This is a genomic window from Escherichia sp. E2562, from assembly GCF_005781075.1.
Lineage (GTDB): Bacteria > Pseudomonadota > Gammaproteobacteria > Enterobacterales > Enterobacteriaceae > Escherichia.
Genome location: NZ_VATM01000013.1, coordinates 22,478 through 45,915, shown reverse-complemented (window position 1 = coordinate 45,915; position 23,438 = coordinate 22,478). Strand labels below are relative to the sequence as shown.

Below are 23,438 nucleotides of genomic sequence, written 5' to 3'. Positions count from 1 at the left end.
TGTATATGTTATGTAATGAGATCCTGCGAAGCCCGTATTAGATAGCTTCGCAGGACTCACCGTATATCATGGTCAGGATGGCAGCAATCCGAAAAACTACCCCTTCCTGCGCAACAACCTTAACGCATTCGCCGTCACCAGCACCGTCGCCCCCGTATCTGCCAGCACCGCCAGCCACAGGCCGGTCATCCCTAACAGCGTCGTGACGAGGAAAACGCCTTTCAGCCCCAATGCAATGGTGATGTTCTGGCGGATATTGGCGTGAGTGGCGCGCGCCAGTTCAATCATTTGCACCAGGCCGCGCAGGTGGTTATGGGTTAATGCCGCATCTGCGGTTTCCAGCGCCACGTCTGTGCCACTGCCCATTGCAATTCCGATGGCGGCGGCTTTCATCGCTGGCGCGTCGTTAATACCGTCGCCGACCATCGCCAGCGGCGCATGTTGATTCAGCTCGGTCACCGCTTTGACTTTATCTTCCGGCAACAGGCCCGCTTTAAACTCCAGCCCCAGTTCCCCGGCAATTGCCGCCGCTGCGCGTGGATTATCGCCAGTGAGGATTACCCCTTTGACGCCCAGCGCGTTCAGTTCATTGATAGCAGTTGCGGCATCGGCGCGCAGGGTGTCCTGCAATGCAATGACACCCAGCACGTCATCGTTACGTACCACCAGCACTACCGTTTGCCCGGCGCTTTCCAGTTCATTAATCAAACCGGCGAATGCATCAGCAGGATGTTTTCCGGCAGCGCAAATCAATACGCGCTCACCGTTAACCTGCGCTTCAATGCCGGACCCGACCAGCGCCCGCTGTGACTCGGCGGCGGGAATGGCGAGTGCAGCGACCTGCGCTTCACGAACTATGGCTTGCGCAAGTGGATGCGTTGCGCCTTGCTCGACCGCCGCCGCCAGTGTCAGCAGTTCAGATTCGCTAATACCCGTTGCCGGATGGATGGCGGTAACGCGTGGTTTCCCGACGGTCAGCGTTCCGGTTTTATCAAACGCCACCTGGGTAACGCGACCTAGCTGTTCCAGTGCCGCGCCACCTTTAATCAATGCCCCACGACGTGCCGCCGCCGCCAGCCCGGAGGTAATCGCCGCGGGCGTGGAGATAACTAACGCACACGGGCAACCAATCAGTAGCAGCGTCAGCCCTTTATAAATCCACTCCTGCCAGCTTGCGGCAAACAGCAGCGGCGGAACCAGCGTTACCAACAGAGCGACGGCCATAATCGCGGGCGTATAGATACGGCTGAAACGGTCGATAAACCGCTCAATGGGCGCGCGGCGCTCTTCGGCTTCTTCGATCAGTTTCAGAATCCGGTCAATGGCGCTGGCACCCGGTTCTGACAGCACTTCCAGCGTTACCAGACGGTCTACGCTGGTGGCGCCTGCAGGAACTTTATCGCCCGTCGCGCGCTCCACAGGAATGGATTCGCCGGTCAGGGCGCTTTCATCAAAACTGGCAAACGGTGAGAGCAGTTTACCGTCGGCAGGCAAACGCCCACCTGCCGCAACTTCAATCACATCGCCAGGGCGCAGGCTATTGATCGCCACCTCTTCCCGCTCACCGTTACGCAGGCGCGTGGCGGTTTCTGGTTTCAACGCCATTAACGCGCTGACCCCTTGACGCGCGCGGCTGGCGGCCCAGCCTTCCAGTCGTTCGCCAATCAAAAACAGCAGCAACACCATCGCAGCTTCAGCCGTTGCGCCAATAAACAGCGCACCAATGGCGGCTACGCTCATTAACGTTTCAATAGCAAAGTAACTGCCGGATTTGATCAGCCGTAATGCCTGACGAGCAATTGGGTACAGCCCAACCAGCGTGGTCGCGATAAACGCCAGTTGACCAAACGGATGATTGAACTGCTCCAGTCCCCAACTGATTGCCATCATCACGATAAGCGTAATCAGCGGCAGATTCTCTTTCAGGCGCGATGCTTGCGGTTCGTCGGCGGCCTGTTCATCGCGCAGGGAATAGCCTGCTTTTTGCACCGCAGATTCAACTTGTGCACGGATGTCATTGTCGGCATCAACCACCAGCTTCTCGGTGGCGAACAACACCTGCACCTGATTCACGCCTGCAAGCTGGCGCACGGCATTTTCTACCTTGCGCGCACAGGCGGCACAGTCCATGCCGCTGACTTTCCAGCTATAGCGGTTGCCGGAGACGTTTTCAGAAAGGGGGGGCGTACTGGAACATGCGCCGTCGCAGCAACAGTCGTTGGCGTTCTTTACTGGTGTTAGCGGTTTGAACGCAGCAAATTGAGGGGCTTTCTTGCCGAGATTGTCAGGAGTCGACATGGCATTCTCCGGTTAAGTTTTTTCTCATTAACCGAAGGATACACTCTGGAGTCGACTCCAGAGTCAAGTTTTATCAGAGATACAGCGAGCGGACGATGAGGAAGTGACCGGCAAAGTAGCAGGCAGCAGCAATCGCGTTATCGGCCCGGAAGCGGCGGCGATAGTGGCTACCCAGCCAGACAAAGTTGCTGATAAACAGTAACGAAGCGCCGACAAACGCAGAGAGCGCCGGAGCGGTCGGGCGGAAGAACCACAGTTCGCCTGCCAGCCACACCATCACCAGCGTCATACCGACAAAGGTACAAATGGGCCAACGTAACTCTTCCAGGCGTGTCCAGATAATGGCCAGCAACAGCGCGCCCAGTACCAGCAGCACCAGCGGCAATGGCCAGAAGAAAGAGAGCGTCATCTGGCTGGCGAAATAGATGGTGTACAGCAGGTGAGAGAGGAAAAATGCGCCAATGGCGTACATCAGACGCTGACGTGGCAATAGCGTTAGCGCATCGCCCAGCAGCGACGCACATAGCCCCGCCAGTACCAGATAGCTAATGGCGTCGAACATCGGCGCTTGCCAGGCCAGTAATAGCAGGAGAAGAAGAGTTAACGGTTTAAACACCCAGCGTTGCCAGGTTGAACCACGATAGGAGGCATCCACAGATAGCCATGCGGAAAGACAGACAGCGATAAACGACCAAAGCATCTTAGTTCCTTGAATTCGTTATTATTTAGTAAGCGGAATGCCTACAGTCTTGCTATTCAGTTTAGTGGCGAGGGCGGACAGATGACAACACCATAACGGGCAGGGTATGCTTATTTCCGCATTTTCCGATAAGGTACAAAGATGAGTAAACCACCTCTTTTCTTTATTGTTATCATTGGCTTAATTGTTGTCGCTGCATCGTTTCGCTTTATGCAGCAGCGGCGGGAAAAAGTTGATAATGATATGGCACCGCTCCAGCAAAAACTGGTGGTGGTGAGTAACAAGCGGGAAAAACCAATTAACGATCGCCGTTCGCGCCAGCAGGAAGTGACTCCGGCTGGCACCAGTATGCGCTATGAGGCAAGCTTCAAACCGCAAAGCGGTGGACTGGAGCAGACGTTCCGCCTCGACGCCCAGCAGTACCACGCCCTGACAGTGGGCGATAAAGGTACGCTGAGCTATAAAGGCACGCGTTTTGTCAGCTTTGTTGGCGAAGAATAAGGTTATTTTTTAACTTTAAATTTCTTCTGCCAGGCCAGCAGTTCAAACACGCCGAAAAGGAAAATACGCACCTTTTCGGCGGTGGTAAGCTGCGGACCATCCTTCGGCAAAGTGGATTTCAATAGCGCCAGCTGCATACCATGCATCAGCACGGTAAAAATCAGCGCCACGTTAACGAAAATATTCAGCGGTCGCGGAAATGGCTGAACAAGATTGAGGATTAAAAATCCCCATACGCAAAGCATTAACAAACGTCCAATATTAATCAGCATCACTTTCTCCTTGTGTTTCACGCTGATACAACCGATAAGCAACTTGCCCCGCCACTTTTTCCCGATATAACGACCAGTTTGCCGGAACAGTAGGCAAGCCATTTTCGACTTCACTCTCGACATATATCCAGGCTTCGTCAGCCAGCCAGCCGTTATCTTCCAGTAAATTTATCGTCTCTTCTAACAAGCCACGGCGGAATGGCGGATCGACAAACACGATATTATGCGGTGTGCCTTTTTGCGCCAGGAATGACATTGCATTGCTGTTAACCACCCGCGCATTATCTGCTTTCAGGGTTGCCAGATTCTTGATTAATTGCTGATGCACCGCACGATCCATCTCAATCAGCGTGGCGCCCGCAGCGTAGCGAGACAAGGCTTCCAGCCCCAGCGCGCCGCTACCGGCGAAGCAATCCAGACATTGCGCATCGACGATAACCGGAGCCAGCCAGTTAAATAACGTTTCGCGCACGCGATCGGTGGTGGGGCGCAGGCCAGGGCTGTCCGGAACCGGGAGTTTACGGCCTCGCCACTGCCCGCCAATAATGCGGATTTGGCCGCTACCGGAATGATTCGGTTTTTTCATGATAAATTGCTCAATCCGCCAGATAACACATAATTGCAGGCGGTGATGTGTATTCAGTTAAGTGATAGACTATTTCATCATTTTTTTAGCTGCTATGTACATAGCGTTAACGCTGTGCCATGAAGCAACAGCGAGGAGTGTAGTCGCAGATGGCGAAAGAAAAAAAACGTGGCTTTTTTTCCTGGCTGGGCTTTGGTCAAAAAGAGCAGACCCCGGAAAAAGAGACAGAAGTCCAAAATGATCAATCGGTTGTAGAAGAAACTGTCCAGGCAGAAGAGCCTGCGAAGGTTGCTGAACAACCTGTTGAGGAGTTGCCGCAGTCCCATACTGAAGCCGAGGCGGAAACTTTTGCTGCCGAAGTGGTGGAAGTGACGGAACAGGTTGCCGAAAGCGAGAAAGTGCAGCCTGAAGCTGTTATCGAAGCGGAAGTCAGTGCGCAGCCAGAACCCGTAGTGGAAGAATCGCCAGCACCGGTAGTTGAACCTGAAGTTACGCCGGAGCCAGTGGCTATCGAGCGTGAAGAGCTGCCATTGCCGGAAGACGTCAACGCCGAAGAGGTTTCGCCAGAAGAATGGCAGGCAGAAGCGGAAACCGTGGAGATTGTCGCAGCGGCGCAAGAAGAAGCGGCTAAAGAAGAAATCACCGACGAAGAGCTGGAAGCACAGGCGCTGGCGGCAGAAGAGGCGGTGATGGTGGTTCCTCCGGCAGAAGAAGAGCAGCCGGTTGAAGAAATTGCCCAGGAGCAGGAAAAACCGACCAAAGAAGGTTTCTTCGCGCGCCTGAAACGCAGCCTGTTAAAAACCAAAGAAAATCTTGGTTCCGGATTTATCAGCCTGTTCCGCGGTAAAAAAATCGACGATGATCTGTTTGAGGAGCTGGAAGAGCAGCTTTTGATCGCCGATGTGGGTGTGGAAACCACGCGTAAAATCATCACCAATCTGACAGAAGGCGCATCCCGCAAGCAGCTTCGTGACGCCGAGGCGCTCTATGGCCTGCTGAAAGAAGAGATGGGCGAGATTCTGGCGAAAGTCGATGAACCACTGAACGTCGAAGGCAAAGCGCCGTTTGTGATCCTGATGGTCGGCGTCAATGGCGTGGGGAAAACCACGACGATTGGCAAGCTGGCGCGTCAGTTTGAACAGCAAGGTAAATCTGTCATGCTGGCGGCGGGCGATACTTTCCGTGCGGCAGCGGTTGAGCAGCTTCAGGTCTGGGGGCAGCGCAACAATATCCCGGTGATTGCCCAGCATACTGGTGCGGATTCCGCCTCTGTTATCTTCGACGCCATTCAGGCTGCGAAGGCGCGTAATGTTGACGTTCTGATTGCCGATACCGCCGGACGCTTGCAGAACAAATCGCACCTGATGGAAGAGCTGAAGAAAATCGTCCGCGTGATGAAGAAACTCGACGTTGAAGCCCCGCATGAAGTTATGCTGACTATCGATGCCAGCACCGGGCAGAATGCGGTAAGCCAGGCCAAATTGTTCCACGAAGCGGTTGGCTTAACTGGCATCACGTTAACGAAACTGGACGGCACGGCGAAAGGCGGGGTAATTTTCTCGGTGGCTGACCAGTTTGGTATTCCTATCCGCTATATTGGTGTCGGCGAACGTATTGAGGATTTGCGTCCGTTTAAGGCGGACGACTTTATAGAGGCACTTTTTGCCCGAGAGGATTAACAATGATTCGCTTTGAACATGTCAGCAAGGCTTATCTCGGTGGGAGACAGGCGCTGCAGGGCGTTACGTTTCATATGCAGCCGGGTGAGATGGCGTTTCTGACCGGTCATTCCGGTGCAGGGAAAAGTACCCTCCTGAAGCTGATCTGTGGGATTGAGCGGCCAAGCGCCGGGAAAATCTGGTTTAGCGGCCATGACATCACGCGTCTGAAAAACCGTGAAGTTCCGTTTCTGCGCCGCCAGATCGGCATGATTTTCCAGGATCACCATCTACTGATGGACCGTACTGTCTATGATAACGTGGCGATCCCGTTGATTATCGCCGGTGCCAGCGGTGACGATATTCGTCGCCGTGTATCGGCGGCGCTGGACAAAGTCGGGCTACTGGACAAAGCGAAAAACTTTCCAATACAGCTTTCTGGCGGTGAACAGCAGCGCGTTGGCATTGCCCGCGCGGTGGTGAACAAACCTGCGGTACTGCTGGCGGACGAACCGACCGGTAACCTGGATGATGCGCTGTCAGAAGGGATTTTACGTCTGTTTGAAGAGTTTAATCGCGTTGGGGTAACAGTATTGATGGCTACACACGACATCAACCTGATTTCACGACGTTCCTATCGCATGCTCACCCTGAGCGATGGTCACTTGCATGGAGGCGTGGGCCATGAATAAGCGCGATGCAATCAATCAAATCCGGCAGTTTGGCGGGCGTCTTGATCGCTTCCGTAAATCGGCTGGCGGCTCTGGCGACGGTGGGCGTAACGCGCCGAAACGCGCGAAGTCCTCGCCAAAACCGGCAAATCGCAAAACCAACGTTTTCAACGAACAGGTGCGCTATGCGTTCCACGGCGCTTTGCAGGATCTGAAAAGCAAACCGTTCGCCACGTTTCTAACCGTGATGGTCATCGCCATCTCCCTGACGCTGCCAAGCGTCTGTTATATGGTGTACAAAAACGTTAACCAGGCGGCGACGCAGTATTATCCGTCACCACAAATCACCGTTTATCTACAAAAAACACTGGATGATGACGCCGCAGCAGGCGTAGTGGCGCAGCTACAGGCCGAGCAGGGCGTGGAGAAAGTGAACTATCTTTCTCGTGAAGACGCACTGGGCGAGTTCCGTAACTGGTCTGGCTTTGGCGGCGCGCTGGATATGCTGGAGGAAAACCCGCTTCCGGCAGTAGCGGTGGTGATCCCGAAACTCGCTTTTCAGGGGACGGAGTCACTGAATACGCTGCGCGATCGAATCACTCAGATTAACGGCATTGACGAAGTGCGGATGGATGACAGCTGGTTTGCCCGTCTGGCGGCGTTGACCGGGCTGGTCGGGCGCGTTTCGGCGATGATCGGCGTATTGATGGTGGCGGCTGTGTTCCTCGTCATCGGCAACAGTGTGCGTCTGAGCATCTTTGCTCGCCGTGACTCCATCAACGTGCAGAAACTGATTGGTGCGACGGATGGTTTCATCCTTCGCCCGTTCCTGTACGGCGGTGCGCTGCTGGGATTTTCTGGCGCATTGTTGTCATTAATTTTGTCAGAAATTCTGGTACTGCGTTTGTCATCAGCGGTGGCGGAAGTGGCGCAGGTTTTCGGAACTAAGTTTGATATCAATGGCTTATCTTTCGATGAATGTCTGCTTTTGCTGCTGGTGTGTTCGATGATTGGCTGGGTGGCAGCCTGGCTTGCCACGGTACAACATTTACGCCATTTTACGCCTGAATAATAAAAGCGTGTTATACTCTTTCCCTGCAATGGGTTCCGTAGCAGGGAAAGAGACCCCGTTGTCTCTTCCCGGTATTTCATCTCTATGTCACATTTTGTGCGTAATTTATTCACAGCGTTGCATTGAACTTGTGGATAAAATCACGGTCTGATAAAACAGTGAATGATAACCTCATTGCTCTTAAGCTCTGGCACAGTTGTTGCTACCACTGAGGCGCCAGAAGATATCGATTGAGAGGATTTGAATGACTGACAAAATGCAAAGTTTAGCTTTAGCCCCTGTTGGCAACCTGGATTCCTACATCCGGGCAGCTAACGCGTGGCCGATGTTGTCGGCTGACGAGGAGCGGGCGCTGGCTGAAAAGCTGCATTACCATGGCGATCTGGAAGCAGCTAAAACGCTGATCCTGTCTCACCTGCGGTTTGTTGTTCATATTGCTCGTAATTATGCGGGCTATGGCCTGCCACAGGCGGATTTGATTCAGGAAGGTAACATCGGCCTGATGAAAGCAGTGCGCCGTTTTAACCCGGAAGTGGGTGTGCGCCTGGTCTCCTTCGCCGTTCACTGGATCAAAGCAGAGATCCACGAATACGTTCTGCGTAACTGGCGTATCGTCAAAGTTGCGACCACCAAAGCGCAACGCAAACTGTTCTTCAACCTGCGTAAAACCAAGCAGCGTCTGGGCTGGTTTAACCAGGACGAAGTCGAAATGGTGGCCCGTGAACTGGGCGTAACCAGCAAAGACGTGCGTGAGATGGAGTCACGTATGGCAGCGCAGGACATGACCTTTGACCTGTCTTCCGACGACGATTCCGATAGCCAGCCGATGGCTCCGGTGCTCTATCTGCAGGATAAATCATCCAACTTTGCCGACGGCATTGAAGATGATAACTGGGAAGAGCAGGCGGCAAACCGCCTGACCGATGCGATGCAAGGTCTGGACGAGCGTAGCCAGGATATCATCCGCGCGCGCTGGCTGGACGAAGACAACAAGTCCACGTTGCAGGAACTGGCTGACCGTTACGGTGTTTCCGCTGAGCGTGTGCGTCAGCTGGAAAAGAACGCGATGAAAAAACTTCGCGCTGCTATTGAAGCGTAATTTCCGCTGTTAAGCAGAGAACCCTGGATGAGAGTCCGGGGTTTTTGTTTTTTGGGCCTCTGCAATAATCAATTTCCCCCTCCGGCAAAACGCCAATCCCCACGCAGATTGTTAATAAACTGTCAAAATAGCTATTCCAATATCATAAAAATCGGGTATGTTTTAGCAGAGTATGCTGCTAAAGCACGGGTAGCCATGCATAAAACGAAATAAAGTGCTGAATAACAACATCACAACACACGTAATAACCAGAAGAATGGGGATTCTCAGGATGAATATAAAGGGTAAAGCGTTACTGGCAGGATGTATCGCGCTGGCATTCAGCAATATGGCTCTGGCGGAAGATATTAAAGTTGCGGTCGTGGGCGCGATGTCTGGTCCGGTGGCCCAGTACGGTGACCAGGAGTTTACTGGCGCAGAGCAGGCGGTTGCAGATATCAACGCTAAAGGCGGTATCAAAGGCAACAAACTGCAAATCGTGAAATATGACGATGCCTGTGACCCGAAACAGGCGGTCGCGGTGGCGAACAAAGTCGTTAACGACGGCATTAAATACGTGATTGGTCACCTCTGTTCTTCATCAACGCAGCCAGCGTCTGACATCTACGAAGACGAAGGCATTTTAATGATCACCCCAGCGGCAACCGCGCCAGAGCTGACCGCGCGCGGCTATAAGTTGATTATGCGCACCACCGGCCTGGACTCCGACCAGGGACCGACGGCGGCGAAATATATTCTTGAGAAAGTGAAACCGCAGCGTATTGCTATCGTCCACGACAAACAACAGTACGGCGAAGGTCTGGCGCGTGCGGTGCAGGACGGCCTGAAGAAAGGCAATGCTAACGTGGTGTTCTTTGATGGTATCACCGCCGGGGAAAAAGATTTCTCAACGCTGGTGGCGCGTCTGAAGAAAGAGAATATCGACTTCGTTTATTACGGCGGTTACCACCCGGAAATGGGGCAAATCCTGCGTCAGGCACGCGCGGCAGGGCTGAAAACTCAGTTTATGGGGCCGGAAGGTGTGGCTAACGTTTCGCTGTCTAACATTGCGGGCGAGTCAGCGGAAGGGCTGCTGGTGACCAAGCCGAAGAACTACGATCAGGTTCCGGCGAACAAACCGATTGTTGACGCGATCAAAGCGAAAAAACAGGATCCAAGCGGAGCGTTCGTCTGGACCACCTACGCCGCGCTGCAATCTTTGCAGGCGGGCCTGAATCAGTCAGATGATCCGGCTGAGATCGCTAAATACCTGAAAGCGAACTCGGTTGATACCGTGATGGGACCGCTGACCTGGGATGAGAAAGGCGATCTGAAAGGCTTTGAGTTCGGCGTATTTGACTGGCACGCCAACGGCACGGCGACCGATGCGAAGTAACAGATAGATAAATGAAAATGCCCGATGCGCTTAACGGCTATCGGGTTTTTTTGTGTTTGTCGAAATGGTTGTAGAAAGATTAAACAATCCAGGATATGCTTATTGTACGGTGATGTGCCGTACATATTATACGGAGCAGGAGAGTTCACATGTCTGCTGTTAAAAAGCAGCGTATCGATCTGCGTTTAACTGACGATGATAAAAGTATGATTGAGGAAGCGGCAGCGATATCTAATCAGTCCGTCAGCCAATTTATGTTGAACAGCGCTTCACAGCGGGCTGCGGAAGTGATTGAACAGCATCGGCGGATGATCCTCAATGAGGAATCCTGGACGCGGGTGATGGATGCGCTGAGTAATCCCCCGTCGCCAGGTGAAAAGCTAAAACGCGCGGCAAAACGTCTTCAGGGAATGTAATAATTTATGGATGATCTGACGATAGAGATTCTGACCGATGATGCAGATTATGATCTACAGCGATTCGACTGCGGCGAGGAAGCGTTAAATCTCTTTCTGACGACACATCTGGTTCGTCAACATCGCAATAAAATTCTGCGAGCGTATATCCTTTGTCGCAACACTCCAGAACGTCAGGTGCTGGGATATTACACATTATCCGGCAGTTGTTTTGAACGAGCCGCATTGCCCTCGAAATCGAAACAGAAAAAAATTCCCTACAAAAATATTCCCAGCGTCACTCTTGGGCGTCTGGCAATTGATCGTTCATTACAGGGGCAGGGATGGGGAGCAACATTGGTTGCTCATGCCATGAAAGTCGTCTGGTCAGCCTCTTTAGCGGTAGGTATTCACGGTCTTTTTGTCGAGGCGCTGAATGAAAAAGCCCATACGTTTTATCAGTCGCTGGGCTTTATCCCGTTGGTCGGAGAAAACGAAAATGCGTTATTTTTCCCAACCAAATCCATTGAACTGCTTTTTACACAGAGCGATTAACGCTTCTCCCAGCCGTCCTGTTGTGCCGTAAACCCCAATGCCTGCATAAACGCTGTCATCACGCTGCGGTCTTCCACGCCTGCATCCGCCATCCACCAGCATGAAACGCCAGGATTGTAACGCAAAACCTCTTCCAGCAGATATTGCCCCACACCGCGACGGCGGGTGACTCCCCGCACGCGCAGGGAATCCAGTGCTCCCTCGGTGCCGCTTAAGGTTACCCGCACGGCCGCGAGCAGACGCTCGTTAAAACGCGCGGCGTAGATACGGTGGTTATCGTCAATCTGTAAAGAGGAAGGGGAATACTCCGGCCAGATCTTTTGCAGGTCAATCCGGTCCTGGTCGCTAAAGTTTTCTAATCGAATGATGGTCAGCTTCATGGGTAACCCGTGTAAATCACAAAAGTGGAACCAGTGTAGCGAAATAATTTAATCGGAGGCTTTCTCTTTTTTATTTCTTTTGGCAGGTGATTAATTTTTTTTCAGCAATAATTACAAATTAAAAACATTAGAGAATGAAAATTGTCCAGCATAATCCCCTGATGGGTAGTGAATTGTTCCGCCCTTTATGCCGTTATTTTATGCTGACAACGACGCTTTTTTCTGTTTATCTATCAACATATTCAGAATATTATCTGTTCTTAATCGACTGAAAAATAGGGATTTTAATCGCTATTATCACAATATACTGCGCTAAACCCTTAATCAGACAGGTAAAAACAGTGCAGTATAAAAAAAGAACAGTCTGATTTCTGAATACATAAAAACAAAGCAGCACAACATTACGAGTGGGGATTTTGAATAATGAAACGGAATGCGAAAACTATCATCGCAGGGATGATTGCACTGGCAATATCACACACCGCGTTGGCCGACGATATTAAAGTTGCCGTTGTCGGCGCGATGTCCGGCCCGGTTGCCCAGTGGGGCGATATGGAATTTAACGGCGCGCGTCAGGCAATCAAAGACATCAATGCCAAAGGGGGAATTAAGGGCGATAAGCTGGTTGGCGTGGAATATGACGATGCCTGTGACCCGAAACAAGCCGTTGCGGTCGCCAACAAAATCGTTAATGACGGCATTAAATACGTTATTGGTCATCTGTGTTCTTCTTCTACCCAACCTGCATCAGATATCTACGAAGACGAAGGTATTTTGATGATCTCACCGGGAGCGACCAACCCGGAACTGACCCAACGCGGTTATCAACACATTATGCGTACTGCCGGACTGGATTCCTCCCAGGGGCCAACGGCGGCGAAATACATTCTTGAGACGGTGAAGCCCCAGCGCATCGCCATCATTCACGACAAACAACAGTATGGCGAAGGGCTGGCGCGTTCGGTGCAGGATAGTCTGAAAGCGGCTAATGCCAACATCGTTTTCTTCGACGGCATTACCGCTGGCGAGAAAGATTTCTCCGCGCTGATTGCCCGCCTGAAAAAAGAAAATATCGACTTTGTTTACTACGGTGGTTACTACCCGGAAATGGGGCAGATGCTGCGCCAGGCCCGTTCCGTCGGGCTGAAAACCCAGTTTATGGGGCCGGAAGGTGTGGGTAATGCGTCGCTGTCGAACATTGCCGGTGATGCCGCCGAAGGTATGTTGGTCACCATGCCAAAGCGCTATGACCAGGATCCGGCAAACCAGGGCATCGTTGATGCCCTGAAAGGCGACAAAAAAGATCCAACCGGCCCCTATGTCTGGATCACCTACGCGGCGGTGCAATCTCTGGCGACTGCCCTTGAGCGTACCGGCAGCGATGAACCGCTGGCGCTGGTGAAAGATTTAAAAGCTAACGGTGCAAATACCGTGATTGGGCCGCTGAACTGGGATGAAAAAGGCGATCTTAAGGGATTTGATTTTGGTGTCTTCCAGTGGCACGCCGACGGTTCATCCACGGCAGCCAAGTGATCATCCCACCGCCCGTGAAATGCGGGCGGGTTTAGAAAGGTTACCTTATGTCTGAGCAGTTTTTGTATTTCTTGCAGCAGATGTTTAACGGCGTCACGCTGGGCAGTACCTACGCGTTGATAGCCATCGGCTACACCATGGTTTACGGCATTATCGGCATGATCAACTTCGCCCACGGCGAGGTTTATATGATTGGCAGCTATGTCTCATTTATGATCATCGCCGCACTGATGATGATGGGCATTGATACCGGCTGGCTGCTGGTGGCGGCGGGATTCGTCGGCGCGATAGTCATTGCCAGCGCCTACGGCTGGAGTATCGAACGGGTGGCCTATCGCCCGGTGCGCAACTCTAAGCGCCTGATTGCACTCATCTCGGCAATCGGTATGTCCATCTTCCTGCAAAACTACGTCAGCCTGACCGAAGGTTCGCGCGACGTGGCGCTGCCCAGCCTGTTTAACGGTCAGTGGGTGGTGGGTCATAGCGAAAACTTCTCTGTCTCTATTACTACCATGCAGGCGGTGATCTGGATTGTCACCTTCCTCGCCATGCTGGCGCTGACGATTTTCATTCGCTATTCCCGCATGGGGCGCGCCTGTCGTGCCTGCGCCGAAGACCTGAAAATGGCGAGCCTGCTTGGCATCAACACCGACCGGGTGATTGCGCTGACCTTTGTGATTGGCGCGGCGATGGCAGCGGTGGCGGGCGTGCTGCTCGGCCAGTTCTACGGCGTGATTAACCCCTACATCGGCTTTATGGCCGGGATGAAAGCCTTTACCGCTGCGGTGCTCGGCGGGATTGGTAGCATTCCGGGGGCGATGATTGGCGGCCTGATTCTGGGGATTGCGGAGGCGCTCTCTTCTGCCTATCTGAGTACGGAATATAAAGATGTGGTCTCATTCGCCCTGCTGATTCTGGTGCTGCTGGTGATGCCGACCGGTATTTTGGGCCGTCCGGAGGTAGAGAAAGTATGAAACCGATGCATATTGCAATGGCGCTGCTCTCTGCCGCGATGTTCTTTATCCTCGCTGGCGTCTTTATGGGCGTGCAGCTGGAGCTGGACGGCACCAAACTGGTGGTCGACACGGCTTCGGATGTCCGTTGGGAGTGGGTGTTTATCGGCACGGCGGTGGTCTTTTTCTTCCAGCTTGTGCGACCTGCTTTCCAGAAAGGGCTAAAAAGCGTTTCCGGGCCGAAGTTTATTCTGCCCGCGATTGATGGCTCCACGGTGAAGCAAAAGCTGTTCCTCGTGGCGCTGCTGGTGCTTGCGGTGGCGTGGCCGTTTATGGTGTCGCGCGGGACGGTGGATATTGCCACCCTGACCATGATCTACATTATCCTCGGCCTCGGGCTGAACGTAGTGGTGGGGCTTTCCGGCTTGCTGGTGCTGGGCTACGGTGGCTTTTACGCCATCGGCGCTTACACCTTTGCGCTGCTCAATCACTATTACGGTCTTGGCTTCTGGACCTGTCTGCCTATTGCCGGGTTAATGGCAGCGGCGGCGGGCTTTCTGCTTGGCTTCCCGGTGCTGCGTCTGCGCGGTGACTATCTGGCGATCGTTACCCTCGGTTTCGGCGAAATTGTGCGCATATTGCTGCTCAATAACACCGAAATTACTGGCGGCCCAAACGGTATCAGTCAGATCCCGAAACCGACGCTCTTCGGACTCGAGTTCAGCCGTACCGCCCGTGAAGGCGGCTGGGACACCTTCAGTAATTTCTTTGGCCTGAAATACGATCCCTCCGATCGCGTTATCTTCCTCTACCTGGTGGCGTTGCTGCTGGTGGTATTAAGCCTGTTTGTCATTAACCGCTTACTGCGGATGCCGCTGGGCCGTGCGTGGGAAGCGTTGCGTGAAGACGAGATAGCCTGTCGTTCACTGGGCTTAAGTCCGCGTCGTATCAAGCTGACTGCCTTTACCATCAGTGCCGCGTTTGCCGGTTTTGCCGGAACGCTGTTCGCGGCGCGTCAGGGCTTTGTCAGCCCGGAATCCTTCACCTTTGCCGAATCGGCGTTTGTGCTGGCGATAGTGGTGCTCGGCGGTATGGGATCGCAATTCGCGGTGATTCTGGCGGCAGTTCTGCTGGTGGTATCGCGCGAGTTGATGCGTGATTTCAACGAATACAGCATGTTAATGCTCGGTGGTTTGATGGTGCTGATGATGATCTGGCGCCCGCAGGGCTTGCTGCCCATGACGCGCCCGCAACTGAAGCTGAAAAACGGCGCAGCGAAAGGAGAGCAGGCATGAGTCAGCCATTATTATCTGTTAACGGCCTGATGATGCGCTTCGGCGGCCTGCTGGCGGTGAACAACGTCAATCTTGAACTGTACCCGCAGGAGATCGTCTCGTTAATCGGCCCTAACGGTGCCGGAAAAACCACGGTCTTCAACTGCCTGACCGGATTCTACAAACCCACTGGCGGCACCATTTTACTGCGCGATCAGCACCTGGAAGGTTTGCCCGGCCAGCAAATAGCCCGCATGGGCGTGGTGCGTACCTTCCAGCATGTGCGTCTGTTCCGTGAAATGACGGTAATTGAAAACCTGCTGGTGGCGCAGCATCAGCAACTGAAAACCGGGCTGTTCTCTGGCCTATTGAAAACGCCTTCTTTCCGTCGCGCCCAGAGTGAAGCGCTCGATCGCGCCGCCACCTGGCTTGAGCGCATTGGTTTGCTGGAACACGCTAACCGTCAGGCGAGTAACCTGGCCTACGGTGACCAGCGCCGTCTGGAGATCGCCCGCTGTATGGTGACGCAGCCGGAGATTTTAATGCTCGACGAACCGGCAGCAGGTCTTAACCCGAAAGAGACGAAAGAGCTGGATGAGCTGATTGCCGAACTGCGTAACCATCACAACACCACTATCTTGTTGATTGAACACGATATGAAGCTGGTGATGGGGATTTCAGACAGAATCTACGTGGTCAATCAGGGTACGCCGCTGGCAAACGGTACGCCGGAGCAAATCCGTAATAACCCGGACGTGATCCGTGCCTATTTAGGTGAGGCATAAGATGGAAAAAGTCATGTTGTCCTTTGACAAAGTCAGCGCCCACTACGGCAAAATCCAGGCGCTACATGAGGTGAGCCTGCATATCAATCAGGGCGAGATTGTCACCCTCATTGGCGCGAACGGGGCGGGGAAAACCACCTTACTCGGCACGTTATGCGGCGACCCGCGCGCCACCAGCGGGCGAATTGTGTTTGATGATAAAGACATTACCGACTGGCAGACGGCGAAAATCATGCGCGAAGCAGTAGCGATTGTCCCAGAAGGGCGTCGCGTCTTCTCGCGGATGACGGTGGAAGAGAACCTGGCGATGGGCGGCTTCTTTGCTGAACGCGACCAGTTTCAGGAGCGCATAAAGTGGGTGTATGAACTGTTTCCACGTCTGCATGAGCGCCGTATTCAGCGGGCGGGAACGATGTCCGGCGGTGAACAGCAGATGCTGGCGATTGGTCGCGCGCTGATGAGCAACCCGCGTTTGTTGTTGCTTGATGAGCCCTCGCTCGGTCTTGCGCCGATTATCATCCAGCAAATCTTCGACACCATCGAGCAGCTGCGCGAGCAGGGGATGACTATCTTCCTCGTCGAGCAGAACGCCAACCAGGCGCTAAAACTGGCGGATCGGGGCTACGTGCTGGAAAACGGCCATGTGGTGCTCTCCGATACTGGCGACGCGCTGCTGGCGAATGAAGCAGTGAGAAGTGCATATTTAGGCGGGTAAATTATCGAATACCCGGCAGCCACGTTCTGCCGGGCTCTTCGTCCGTATACAGACTTGTTTCAACAGACCGGGAGGATTAAAACCAGACCACTTATTTGCCACGGAAAGGTTTGCTCCCATGCATTATGCCGTTGTTGTCATGCTTGAACTGCTTTGCTGTATTCACGCTTACCGTACCGGACAAGAGCGGTACTGGATTTTTATCATCTTCTGTTTTCCGGTGATTGGTTGCGTGGCGTATTTTGTCATGGTGATGCTGCCTGAAACGGGCGCTGACCGTCACGGGCGTACTTTGCTGATGCGTCTGCAGGACACAATCAGCCCGGAACGGCACCTGCGCAAATTAACCGAAGAGCTGGCGATTGCCGAGACGAATCAAAACCATTATGCGTTGGCTAATGAACTGGTGCGCCTTGGGCGTTATCACGAAGCCGTTCCCCATTATCAGCAGGCGTTAAGCGGGATATTCGTCCATGAAGCGGCAATGATGTTAAGCCTGGCACAGGCACAATTTGCCATCCAGGAGTTCGCCGCCTGTCAGCAGACGCTGGAAGATGTGATGCGTTATAACCCCGATTTTCAGTCGGCAGACGGGCATTTATTGTTCGCCAGAACCTTAGCCGCCCAGGAAAAATACGCTGATGCGGAAAGCGAGTTTGAGGTGCTTGTTTCTTATTACCCCGGCCCGCAGGCGCGTATTTACTATGCGGAAATGCTGGCGAAAATGAGTCGACTACGTGAAGCCAACGAGCAGTATGTTGCTGTGGTTGATACGGCTAAACGCTCAAGACCTCATTATAGAAAACACCACCGGGAATGGATTAAGACCGCCAATGAACGGCTGAAGCAGAGTGTGGTGCGATGAAAATCTTCTTTGCCGTTAGACCAGTGTAGCGGCAATCTATTGTTAAAATTGAAAAATGTACTTCTCATCGGGCAGCAAAACTGGACGCAGAATTTGCTGCCATTTTTGCTCTTCATGGTAAGGCGTTCTGGCGATTAGAAGGTCGTTAATCGCCTCTTTTCAGTGCATTCTTGGGATATCCGTGCCCCATCTCCCATTTTCCCTCACCCGCGCCGTCACCGCCTTGTCATCTTTCTGACACCTTACTATCTTAAAAATGTAACAAAAGAGTTATTTTTCTGTAATTCGAGCATGTCATGTTACCCCGCGAGCATAAAACGCGTGAATTCGCGCATTCGGTACAACAAGAGAGATAATCAATGAAACCGTTACATTATACAGCTTCAGCACTGGCGCTCGGACTGGCGTTAATGGGCAATGCGCAGGCAGTGACGACCATTCCGTTCTGGCATTCAATGGAAGGGGAACTGGGGAAAGAGGTGGACTCTCTGGCCCAACGTTTTAACGCCGAAAACCCGGATTACAAAATTGTACCGACCTATAAAGGCAACTACGAACAGAATTTAAGCGCGGGGATTGCCGCATTCCGTACCGGTAACGCGCCGGCTATTTTGCAGGTTTATGAAGTTGGTACTGCCACCATGATGGCGTCGAAAGCCATTAAACCGGTGTATGACGTGTTTAAAGAGGCGGGGATTCAATTCGATGAGTCGCAGTTTGTGCCGACAGTTTCAGGTTACTACTCCGACAGCAAAACGGGCCACTTACTCTCCCAGCCGTTCAACAGCTCGACTCCCGTTCTCTATTACAACAAAGACGCCTTCAAGAAAGCAGGGTTAGACCCGGAACAGCCGCCGAAAACCTGGCAGGATCTGGCTGACTATGCCGCGAAACTGAAAGCCTCCGGCATGAATTGCGGCTACGCCAGCGGTTGGCAGGGCTGGATCCAACTGGAAAACTTTAGCGCCTGGAACGGTCTGCCGTTTGCCAGCAAAAACAACGGCTTTGACGGCACAGACGCGGTGCTTGAATTCAACAAGCCGGAGCAGGTGAAACACATCACCATGCTTGAAGAGATGAACAAGAAGGGCGACTTCAGCTACGTCGGGCGTAAGGATGAATCCACCGAGAAGTTCTATAACGGTGATTGCGCAATGACGACAGCCTCTTCTGGTTCTCTTGCCAACATTCGCGAGTACGCCAAATTCAACTACGGCGTAGGCATGATGCCTTACGACGCCGATGCGAAAGGTGCGCCACAAAACGCCATTATCGGCGGGGCCAGCCTGTGGGTGATGCAGGGCAAAGATAAAGAAACGTATACCGGTGTGGCGAAGTTCCTCGACTTCCTCGCGAAGCCAGAAAACGCTGCCGAGTGGCATCAGAAAACCGGTTATCTGCCAATCACCAAAGCGGCGTATGACCTGACCCGTGAGCAGGGCTTTTACGAGAAAAACCCCGGGGCGGATATCGCGACGCGTCAGATGCTGAACAAGCCGCCGTTGCCGTTCACCAAAGGGCTGCGTCTGGGCAACATGCCGCAGATCCGCGTGATTGTGGATGAAGAACTGGAAAGCGTGTGGACCGGTAAGAAGACGCCACAGCAGGCGCTGGATACCGCCGTTGAGCGTGGGAATCAGTTGCTGCGCCGCTTTGAGAAATCGACGAAGTCTTAACCAGTGAAATGTCGGGTGCGCTTCGCTTATCCGACCTGCCATCGAGTGTAGGCAGAATAAGCGAAGCGTATCCGGCACAGTTCAGGAATTAACCGTAATGCCATCATCCCGTCCGGTGTTTCGCTCGCGCTGGCTGCCTTATTTGCTGGTCGCGCCGCAGCTCATCATCACCGTTATCTTTTTTATCTGGCCTGCGGGCGAAGCGTTGTGGTACTCGCTACAAAGCGTCGATCCGTTTGGTTTCTCCAGCCAGTTTGTCGGCCTGGATAACTTTGTCACGCTGTTCCATGACAGCTACTATCTCGACTCCTTCTGGACGACGATAAAATTCAGCACCTTTGTCACCGTCAGCGGTTTGCTGGTGTCGTTGTTCTTCGCGGCGCTGGTGGAGTACATCGTGCGCGGCAGCCGTTTCTATCAAACCTTAATGCTGCTGCCGTATGCCGTGGCTCCCGCCGTTGCCGCCGTATTGTGGATCTTCCTGTTTAACCCCGGTCGCGGGCTGATCACTCATTTTCTCGCAGAGTTCGGCTACGACTGGAACCATGCGCAAAACAGCGGTCAGGCGATGTTTCTGGTGGTGTTTGCCTCGGTGTGGAAGCAAATTAGCTACAACTTCCTGTTCTTCTATGCCGCGCTGCAATCCATTCCCCGTTCGTTGATTGAAGCCGCAGCTATTGACGGCGCAGGGCCGATTCGCCGCTTCTTTAAGATTGCGCTGCCGCTTATCGCCCCGGTGAGTTTCTTCCTGTTGGTGGTGAACCTGGTGTACGCCTTCTTCGACACCTTCCCGGTGATCGACGCCGCCACGTCCGGCGGGCCGGTTCAGGCCACCACGACGCTGATTTATAAGATCTACCGCGAAGGCTTTACCGGACTGGATCTGGCTTCGTCTGCCGCGCAGTCGGTGGTGTTGATGTTCCTCGTCATCGTGCTGACGGTGGTGCAGTTCCGCTATGTTGAAAGCAAGGTGCGTTACCAATGATTGAGAACCGTCCGTGGCTGACGATATTCAGCCATACCATGCTGATCCTCGGGATCGCGGTGATCCTCTTCCCACTGTACGTGGCGTTTGTCGCGGCGACGCTGGATAAACAAGAAGTCTACGCCGCGCCGATGACGCTTATTCCCGGCACGCATCTGCTGGAAAACATCCACAATATCTGGGTAAACGGGGTTGGTACGAATAGCGCGCCGTTCTGGCGGATGTTGCTTAACAGCTTTGTGATGGCGTTCAGCATTACGCTCGGCAAAATTACCGTCTCGATGCTCTCGGCATTTGCCATTGTCTGGTTTCGTTTTCCGCTACGTAACCTCTTCTTCTGGATGATTTTTATCACCCTGATGTTGCCGGTTGAAGTGCGTATCTTCCCGACGGTGGAAGTCATCGCCAACCTGAAGATGCTCGACAGCTACGCTGGTTTAACGCTGCCGCTGATGGCCTCGGCGACCGCTACCTTCCTGTTCCGCCAGTTCTTTATGACGCTGCCGGATGAACTGGTGGAAGCGGCGCGGATCGACGGCGCGTCGCCAATGCGTTTCTTTTGCGACATCGTTTTTCCGCTGTCAAAAACCAATCTGGCGGCGCTGTTTGTGATCACCTTTATTTACGGCTGGAACCAGTATTTGTGGCCGTTGTTGATTATTACCGACGTTGATCTCGGCACCACCGTGGCAGGGATTAAAGGGATGATCGCCACTGGCGAAGGTACAACGGAATGGAACTCGGTGATGGCGGCGATGTTGTTAACCCTGATCCCACCAGTAGTGATTGTTTTAGTGATGCAGCGTGCCTTTGTGCGCGGCCTGGTCGATAGTGAGAAATAAGATGGCAGGACTGAAATTACAGGCAGTAACCAAAAGCTGGGATGGCAAAACCCAGGTCATTAAACCGCTGACCCTTGATGTGGCGGATGGCGAATTTATCGTGATGGTCGGGCCGTCTGGCTGCGGGAAATCGACGTTATTGCGAATGGTGGCCGGACTGGAGCGGGTAACGACGGGCGATATCTGGATCGACCGCAAGCGTGTCACTGAAATGGAGCCGAAAGATCGCGGAATTGCAATGGTATTCCAGAACTACGCGCTCTATCCGCATATGAGCGTTGAGGAGAACATGGCGTGGGGGCTGAAAATCCGCGGCATGGGCAAGCAGCAAATAGCCGAGCGCGTTAAAGAAGCGGCGCGTATTCTGGAGCTGGACGGCCTGCTCAAGCGCCGCCCGCGCGAGCTTTCCGGCGGTCAGCGCCAGCGTGTGGCGATGGGGCGCGCGATTGTGCGTGAGCCGGCGGTGTTCTTGTTTGATGAGCCGCTCTCTAACCTCGATGCCAAGCTGCGCGTGCAGATGCGGCTTGAACTACAACAACTGCACCGTCGCCTGAAAACAACTTCACTCTACGTTACCCACGATCAGGTTGAAGCGATGACCCTCGCCCAGCGAGTGATGGTAATGAACGGCGGTGTTGCCGAACAGATTGGCACACCGGTGGAAGTCTACGAAAAGCCCGCCAGCCTGTTTGTGGCGAGTTTTATCGGCAGCCCGGCGATGAACCTACTGGCTGGCCGCGTGAATAAAGAAGGCACGCATTTCGAACTGGATGGCGGTATTGCGCTGCCGCTAAACGGTTACTATCGCCAGTATGCCGGGCGTAAAATGACCCTCGGTATCCGCCCGGAACATATAGCGTTAAGCTCGCAGGCAGAAGGTGGCGTGCCGCTGGTGATGGACACGCTGGAGATCCTCGGCGCAGATAACCTGGCGCACGGACGCTGGGGCGAACAGAAGCTGGTGGTGCGACTGGCGCATCAGGAGCGCCCGACGGCAGGCAGCACGCTGTGGCTGCATCTGCCGGAAAATCAGCTACATCTTTTTGATGGTGAAACAGGACAACGAGTATGAGTAACTGGCCTTATCCCCGCATCGTCGCTCATCGTGGCGGCGGTAAGCTGGCCCCCGAAAACACCCTGGCGGCAATCGACGTCGGGGCAAAATACGGTCATAAGATGATCGAATTTGACGCGAAGTTATCGAAAGATGGCGAGATCTTCCTGCTCCATGACGACAATCTCGAACGTACCAGCAACGGCTGGGGCGTCGCGGGTGAACTGAACTGGCAGGATTTACTGCGCGTGGATGCGGGCAGTTGGTACAGCAAAATGTTTAAAGGTGAGCCGCTACCGTTGCTTTCGCAGGTGGCGGAACGCTGTCGCGAACATGGGATGATGGCGAATATCGAAATCAAGCCCACCACTGGCACCGGGCCATTAACGGGCAAAATGGTGGCGCTGGTGGCACGTGAACTGTGGGCCGGTATGACGCCGCCGCTGCTGTCATCGTTTGAGATTGATGCTTTAGAAGCCGCACAATTGGCGGCACCGGAACTGCCGCGTGGTTTATTGCTTGATGAGTGGCGCGACGACTGGCGCGAACTGACCGCGCGGCTGGGCTGCGTCTCTATTCATCTCAATCATAAGTTGCTCGATAAAGCGCGAGTGATGCAGTTGAAAGACGCCGGACTGCGGATTCTGGTGTATACCGTCAACAAACCCCAGCGCGCGGCAGAGTTGCTGCGCTGGGGCGTGGATTGCATCTGTACCGATGCGATTGATGTGATTGGTCCGAACTTTACGGCCCAATAGTTTTCAACGGAATGTCAGGCTGCGACGTGCTGGGCGGATTCAGCATGTCGCCGTTTTTCCTCTCTTGCAGCATATGCTGCTGATTTAGCGAACTATCCGGATTATGGTTACTGTTTAACATCCCGCCGTTGGTGTTGGGCAGCATTTGCTGCCGGGCAGGATTTAGCTCCCCTGGCTGCGACTGCAATACCCGCTGAGAGTTGCTATTAATCTGATTTTCTAAATGCTGCTGTTGCAATTGCGTCTGAGTTTTCAGTTGCTGATTCAGCATCCCTTTTTGCTGGATTTGCTGAGTCTGCATTTGAGTTTGCATCCGCTGCTGGCTGGGGATCTGATACCCCGGCTGGTTAGGATTATTCAGAGTATTAATGGGCTGTGCAAAGCCGACAAACGGCAGGAGTGCCGTCAAAAGCAGAAGTCGTTTCATCGCGTATCC

At 53.5% G+C, this 23,438-nt stretch carries 25 protein-coding genes; 19 read left to right on the top strand and 6 right to left on the bottom strand.

What is annotated here, in order from left to right:
- Nucleotides 1-96 precede the first annotated feature (96 nt).
- Nucleotides 97-2,298 carry a Zn(II)/Cd(II)/Pb(II) translocating P-type ATPase ZntA gene (gene zntA / locus FEK43_RS17370; protein WP_135408154.1) on the bottom strand — a complete coding sequence of 734 codons (2,202 nt, stop codon included), beginning with the start codon at nucleotides 2,296-2,298 and terminating at the stop codon, nucleotides 97-99.
- Nucleotides 2,299-2,371: 73 nt separating this feature from the next.
- A complete protein-coding gene (locus FEK43_RS17365; RefSeq protein WP_064527705.1) occupies nucleotides 2,372-2,998 on the bottom strand; it encodes a lysoplasmalogenase in 627 nt (208 codons plus the stop codon).
- 141 nt (nucleotides 2,999-3,139) lie between these two features.
- Between FEK43_RS17365 and FEK43_RS17360 the strand changes: the two genes are divergently transcribed.
- Nucleotides 3,140-3,499: a DUF2500 domain-containing protein gene (locus tag FEK43_RS17360; protein ID WP_135408152.1), complete on the top strand. Its 360-nt coding sequence runs from the start codon at nucleotides 3,140-3,142 to the stop codon at nucleotides 3,497-3,499.
- Between the two features lie 2 nt (nucleotides 3,500-3,501).
- Here FEK43_RS17360 and FEK43_RS17355 read toward each other — a convergent pair whose 3' ends face one another.
- Nucleotides 3,502-3,771 (bottom strand): DUF1145 family protein, encoded by a 270-nt coding sequence (locus FEK43_RS17355; RefSeq protein ID WP_089635439.1) that lies wholly within the window; start codon nucleotides 3,769-3,771, stop codon nucleotides 3,502-3,504.
- Nucleotides 3,761-4,357, bottom strand: a complete 597-nt coding sequence (gene rsmD / locus FEK43_RS17350; protein WP_130209084.1) for a 16S rRNA (guanine(966)-N(2))-methyltransferase — start codon at nucleotides 4,355-4,357, stop codon at nucleotides 3,761-3,763. The genes FEK43_RS17355 and rsmD overlap by 11 nt, the downstream gene beginning before the upstream one ends.
- A 149-nt stretch (nucleotides 4,358-4,506) precedes the next feature.
- On the opposite strand from rsmD, the gene ftsY reads away from it, so the two are divergent.
- The 7 genes from ftsY to ataT all read left to right on the top strand — a co-directional run bounded on the left by ftsY (nucleotide 4,507) and on the right by ataT (nucleotide 11,182).
- Nucleotides 4,507-6,036, top strand: coding sequence for a signal recognition particle-docking protein FtsY (ftsY, locus tag FEK43_RS17345; RefSeq protein ID WP_138158658.1), 1,530 nt, complete (start codon nucleotides 4,507-4,509; stop codon nucleotides 6,034-6,036).
- A 2-nt stretch (nucleotides 6,037-6,038) separates the two neighbouring features.
- A complete protein-coding gene (ftsE, locus tag FEK43_RS17340; protein WP_000617723.1) occupies nucleotides 6,039-6,707 on the top strand; it encodes a cell division ATP-binding protein FtsE in 669 nt (222 codons plus the stop codon).
- Nucleotides 6,700-7,758 (top strand): permease-like cell division protein FtsX, encoded by a 1,059-nt coding sequence (gene ftsX / locus FEK43_RS17335; RefSeq protein WP_138158656.1) that lies wholly within the window; start codon nucleotides 6,700-6,702, stop codon nucleotides 7,756-7,758. The genes ftsE and ftsX overlap by 8 nt, the downstream gene beginning before the upstream one ends.
- Before the next feature lie 244 nt (nucleotides 7,759-8,002).
- The gene (rpoH, locus tag FEK43_RS17330) at nucleotides 8,003-8,857 is read left to right on the top strand and encodes an RNA polymerase sigma factor RpoH (RefSeq protein WP_000130217.1); all 855 of its coding nucleotides are present in this window, start codon (nucleotides 8,003-8,005) and stop codon (nucleotides 8,855-8,857) included.
- A gap of 271 nt (nucleotides 8,858-9,128) precedes the next feature.
- A complete protein-coding gene (livJ, locus tag FEK43_RS17325) occupies nucleotides 9,129-10,232 on the top strand; it encodes a branched chain amino acid ABC transporter substrate-binding protein LivJ (RefSeq protein WP_074399485.1) in 1,104 nt (367 codons plus the stop codon).
- Between the two features lie 149 nt (nucleotides 10,233-10,381).
- Complete coding sequence (gene ataR / locus FEK43_RS17320; protein WP_001277106.1) at nucleotides 10,382-10,648, top strand: type II toxin-antitoxin system antitoxin AtaR; 267 nt, start codon at nucleotides 10,382-10,384, stop codon at nucleotides 10,646-10,648.
- A 6-nt stretch (nucleotides 10,649-10,654) separates the two neighbouring features.
- Nucleotides 10,655-11,182 (top strand): type II toxin-antitoxin system toxin acetyltransferase AtaT, encoded by a 528-nt coding sequence (gene ataT / locus FEK43_RS17315; RefSeq protein WP_000342453.1) that lies wholly within the window; start codon nucleotides 10,655-10,657, stop codon nucleotides 11,180-11,182.
- Here the strand turns inward: ataT and panM are convergent.
- Nucleotides 11,179-11,562: an aspartate 1-decarboxylase autocleavage activator PanM gene (gene panM, locus FEK43_RS17310; protein WP_135408148.1), complete on the bottom strand. Its 384-nt coding sequence runs from the start codon at nucleotides 11,560-11,562 to the stop codon at nucleotides 11,179-11,181. The genes ataT and panM overlap by 4 nt on opposite strands.
- A 423-nt stretch (nucleotides 11,563-11,985) precedes the next feature.
- Between panM and livK the strand changes: the two genes are divergently transcribed.
- The 11 genes from livK (at nucleotide 11,986) to ugpQ (ending at nucleotide 23,002) form a co-directional block, all read left to right on the top strand.
- The gene (gene livK, locus FEK43_RS17305) at nucleotides 11,986-13,095 is read left to right on the top strand and encodes a high-affinity branched-chain amino acid ABC transporter substrate-binding protein LivK (protein ID WP_135408145.1); all 1,110 of its coding nucleotides are present in this window, start codon (nucleotides 11,986-11,988) and stop codon (nucleotides 13,093-13,095) included.
- A 47-nt stretch (nucleotides 13,096-13,142) separates the two neighbouring features.
- Complete coding sequence (gene livH / locus FEK43_RS17300) at nucleotides 13,143-14,069, top strand: high-affinity branched-chain amino acid ABC transporter permease LivH (protein ID WP_135408143.1); 927 nt, start codon at nucleotides 13,143-13,145, stop codon at nucleotides 14,067-14,069.
- Entirely contained in the window at nucleotides 14,066-15,343 is a 1,278-nt protein-coding gene (livM, locus tag FEK43_RS17295; RefSeq protein ID WP_135408140.1) for a branched chain amino acid ABC transporter permease LivM, read from the top strand. The genes livH and livM overlap by 4 nt, the downstream gene beginning before the upstream one ends.
- Nucleotides 15,340-16,107 carry a high-affinity branched-chain amino acid ABC transporter ATP-binding protein LivG gene (gene livG / locus FEK43_RS17290; protein WP_000082101.1) on the top strand — a complete coding sequence of 256 codons (768 nt, stop codon included), beginning with the start codon at nucleotides 15,340-15,342 and terminating at the stop codon, nucleotides 16,105-16,107. The genes livM and livG overlap by 4 nt, the downstream gene beginning before the upstream one ends.
- Before the next feature lies 1 nt (nucleotide 16,108).
- On the top strand, nucleotides 16,109-16,822 hold the full coding sequence (gene livF / locus FEK43_RS17285) for a high-affinity branched-chain amino acid ABC transporter ATP-binding protein LivF (RefSeq protein ID WP_000416891.1): 714 nt from the start codon (nucleotides 16,109-16,111) through the stop codon (nucleotides 16,820-16,822).
- A 118-nt stretch (nucleotides 16,823-16,940) separates the two neighbouring features.
- A complete protein-coding gene (locus FEK43_RS17280) occupies nucleotides 16,941-17,687 on the top strand; it encodes a tetratricopeptide repeat protein (protein WP_130260961.1) in 747 nt (248 codons plus the stop codon).
- Between the two features lie 359 nt (nucleotides 17,688-18,046).
- Complete coding sequence (gene ugpB, locus FEK43_RS17275) at nucleotides 18,047-19,363, top strand: sn-glycerol-3-phosphate ABC transporter substrate-binding protein UgpB (RefSeq protein ID WP_130260960.1); 1,317 nt, start codon at nucleotides 18,047-18,049, stop codon at nucleotides 19,361-19,363.
- Nucleotides 19,364-19,460: 97 nt separating this feature from the next.
- The gene (gene ugpA / locus FEK43_RS17270; protein WP_130260959.1) at nucleotides 19,461-20,348 is read left to right on the top strand and encodes a sn-glycerol-3-phosphate ABC transporter permease UgpA; all 888 of its coding nucleotides are present in this window, start codon (nucleotides 19,461-19,463) and stop codon (nucleotides 20,346-20,348) included.
- Entirely contained in the window at nucleotides 20,345-21,190 is an 846-nt protein-coding gene (gene ugpE, locus FEK43_RS17265) for a sn-glycerol-3-phosphate ABC transporter permease UgpE (RefSeq protein WP_000572183.1), read from the top strand. The genes ugpA and ugpE overlap by 4 nt, the downstream gene beginning before the upstream one ends.
- Nucleotide 21,191: 1 nt before the next feature.
- Nucleotides 21,192-22,262, top strand: coding sequence for a sn-glycerol 3-phosphate ABC transporter ATP binding protein UgpC (gene ugpC, locus FEK43_RS17260; RefSeq protein ID WP_135408138.1), 1,071 nt, complete (start codon nucleotides 21,192-21,194; stop codon nucleotides 22,260-22,262).
- On the top strand, nucleotides 22,259-23,002 hold the full coding sequence (gene ugpQ, locus FEK43_RS17255; protein WP_135408136.1) for a glycerophosphodiester phosphodiesterase: 744 nt from the start codon (nucleotides 22,259-22,261) through the stop codon (nucleotides 23,000-23,002). Before ugpC ends, ugpQ begins: the two co-directional genes overlap by 4 nt.
- Here ugpQ and FEK43_RS17250 read toward each other — a convergent pair.
- Nucleotides 22,989-23,429 carry a DUF2756 family protein gene (locus FEK43_RS17250; RefSeq protein WP_130209058.1) on the bottom strand — a complete coding sequence of 147 codons (441 nt, stop codon included), beginning with the start codon at nucleotides 23,427-23,429 and terminating at the stop codon, nucleotides 22,989-22,991. The two genes, ugpQ and FEK43_RS17250, sit on opposite strands and share 14 nt — an antisense overlap.
- Between the last annotated feature and the right edge of the window lie 9 nt (nucleotides 23,430-23,438).

Excerpts from the sequence above, each read along its gene's own strand:
- zntA (WP_135408154.1), bottom strand. The coding sequence starts at position 2,298 with ATGTCGACTCCTGACAATCTCGGCAAGAAAGCCCCTCAATTTGCTGCG.
- FEK43_RS17365 (WP_064527705.1), bottom strand. The coding sequence starts at position 2,998 with ATGCTTTGGTCGTTTATCGCTGTCTGTCTTTCCGCATGGCTATCTGTG.
- FEK43_RS17360 (WP_135408152.1), top strand. The coding sequence starts at position 3,140 with ATGAGTAAACCACCTCTTTTCTTTATTGTTATCATTGGCTTAATTGTT.
- FEK43_RS17355 (WP_089635439.1), bottom strand. The coding sequence starts at position 3,771 with ATGCTGATTAATATTGGACGTTTGTTAATGCTTTGCGTATGGGGATTT.
- rsmD (WP_130209084.1), bottom strand. The coding sequence starts at position 4,357 with ATGAAAAAACCGAATCATTCCGGTAGCGGCCAAATCCGCATTATTGGC.
- ftsY (WP_138158658.1), top strand. The coding sequence starts at position 4,507 with ATGGCGAAAGAAAAAAAACGTGGCTTTTTTTCCTGGCTGGGCTTTGGT.
- ftsE (WP_000617723.1), top strand. The coding sequence starts at position 6,039 with ATGATTCGCTTTGAACATGTCAGCAAGGCTTATCTCGGTGGGAGACAG.
- ftsX (WP_138158656.1), top strand. The coding sequence starts at position 6,700 with ATGAATAAGCGCGATGCAATCAATCAAATCCGGCAGTTTGGCGGGCGT.
- rpoH (WP_000130217.1), top strand. The coding sequence starts at position 8,003 with ATGACTGACAAAATGCAAAGTTTAGCTTTAGCCCCTGTTGGCAACCTG.
- livJ (WP_074399485.1), top strand. The coding sequence starts at position 9,129 with ATGAATATAAAGGGTAAAGCGTTACTGGCAGGATGTATCGCGCTGGCA.
- ataR (WP_001277106.1), top strand. The coding sequence starts at position 10,382 with ATGTCTGCTGTTAAAAAGCAGCGTATCGATCTGCGTTTAACTGACGAT.
- ataT (WP_000342453.1), top strand. The coding sequence starts at position 10,655 with ATGGATGATCTGACGATAGAGATTCTGACCGATGATGCAGATTATGAT.
- panM (WP_135408148.1), bottom strand. The coding sequence starts at position 11,562 with ATGAAGCTGACCATCATTCGATTAGAAAACTTTAGCGACCAGGACCGG.
- livK (WP_135408145.1), top strand. The coding sequence starts at position 11,986 with ATGAAACGGAATGCGAAAACTATCATCGCAGGGATGATTGCACTGGCA.
- livH (WP_135408143.1), top strand. The coding sequence starts at position 13,143 with ATGTCTGAGCAGTTTTTGTATTTCTTGCAGCAGATGTTTAACGGCGTC.
- livM (WP_135408140.1), top strand. The coding sequence starts at position 14,066 with ATGAAACCGATGCATATTGCAATGGCGCTGCTCTCTGCCGCGATGTTC.
- livG (WP_000082101.1), top strand. The coding sequence starts at position 15,340 with ATGAGTCAGCCATTATTATCTGTTAACGGCCTGATGATGCGCTTCGGC.
- livF (WP_000416891.1), top strand. The coding sequence starts at position 16,109 with ATGGAAAAAGTCATGTTGTCCTTTGACAAAGTCAGCGCCCACTACGGC.
- FEK43_RS17280 (WP_130260961.1), top strand. The coding sequence starts at position 16,941 with ATGCATTATGCCGTTGTTGTCATGCTTGAACTGCTTTGCTGTATTCAC.
- ugpB (WP_130260960.1), top strand. The coding sequence starts at position 18,047 with ATGAAACCGTTACATTATACAGCTTCAGCACTGGCGCTCGGACTGGCG.
- ugpA (WP_130260959.1), top strand. The coding sequence starts at position 19,461 with ATGCCATCATCCCGTCCGGTGTTTCGCTCGCGCTGGCTGCCTTATTTG.
- ugpE (WP_000572183.1), top strand. The coding sequence starts at position 20,345 with ATGATTGAGAACCGTCCGTGGCTGACGATATTCAGCCATACCATGCTG.
- ugpC (WP_135408138.1), top strand. The coding sequence starts at position 21,192 with ATGGCAGGACTGAAATTACAGGCAGTAACCAAAAGCTGGGATGGCAAA.
- ugpQ (WP_135408136.1), top strand. The coding sequence starts at position 22,259 with ATGAGTAACTGGCCTTATCCCCGCATCGTCGCTCATCGTGGCGGCGGT.
- FEK43_RS17250 (WP_130209058.1), bottom strand. The coding sequence starts at position 23,429 with ATGAAACGACTTCTGCTTTTGACGGCACTCCTGCCGTTTGTCGGCTTT.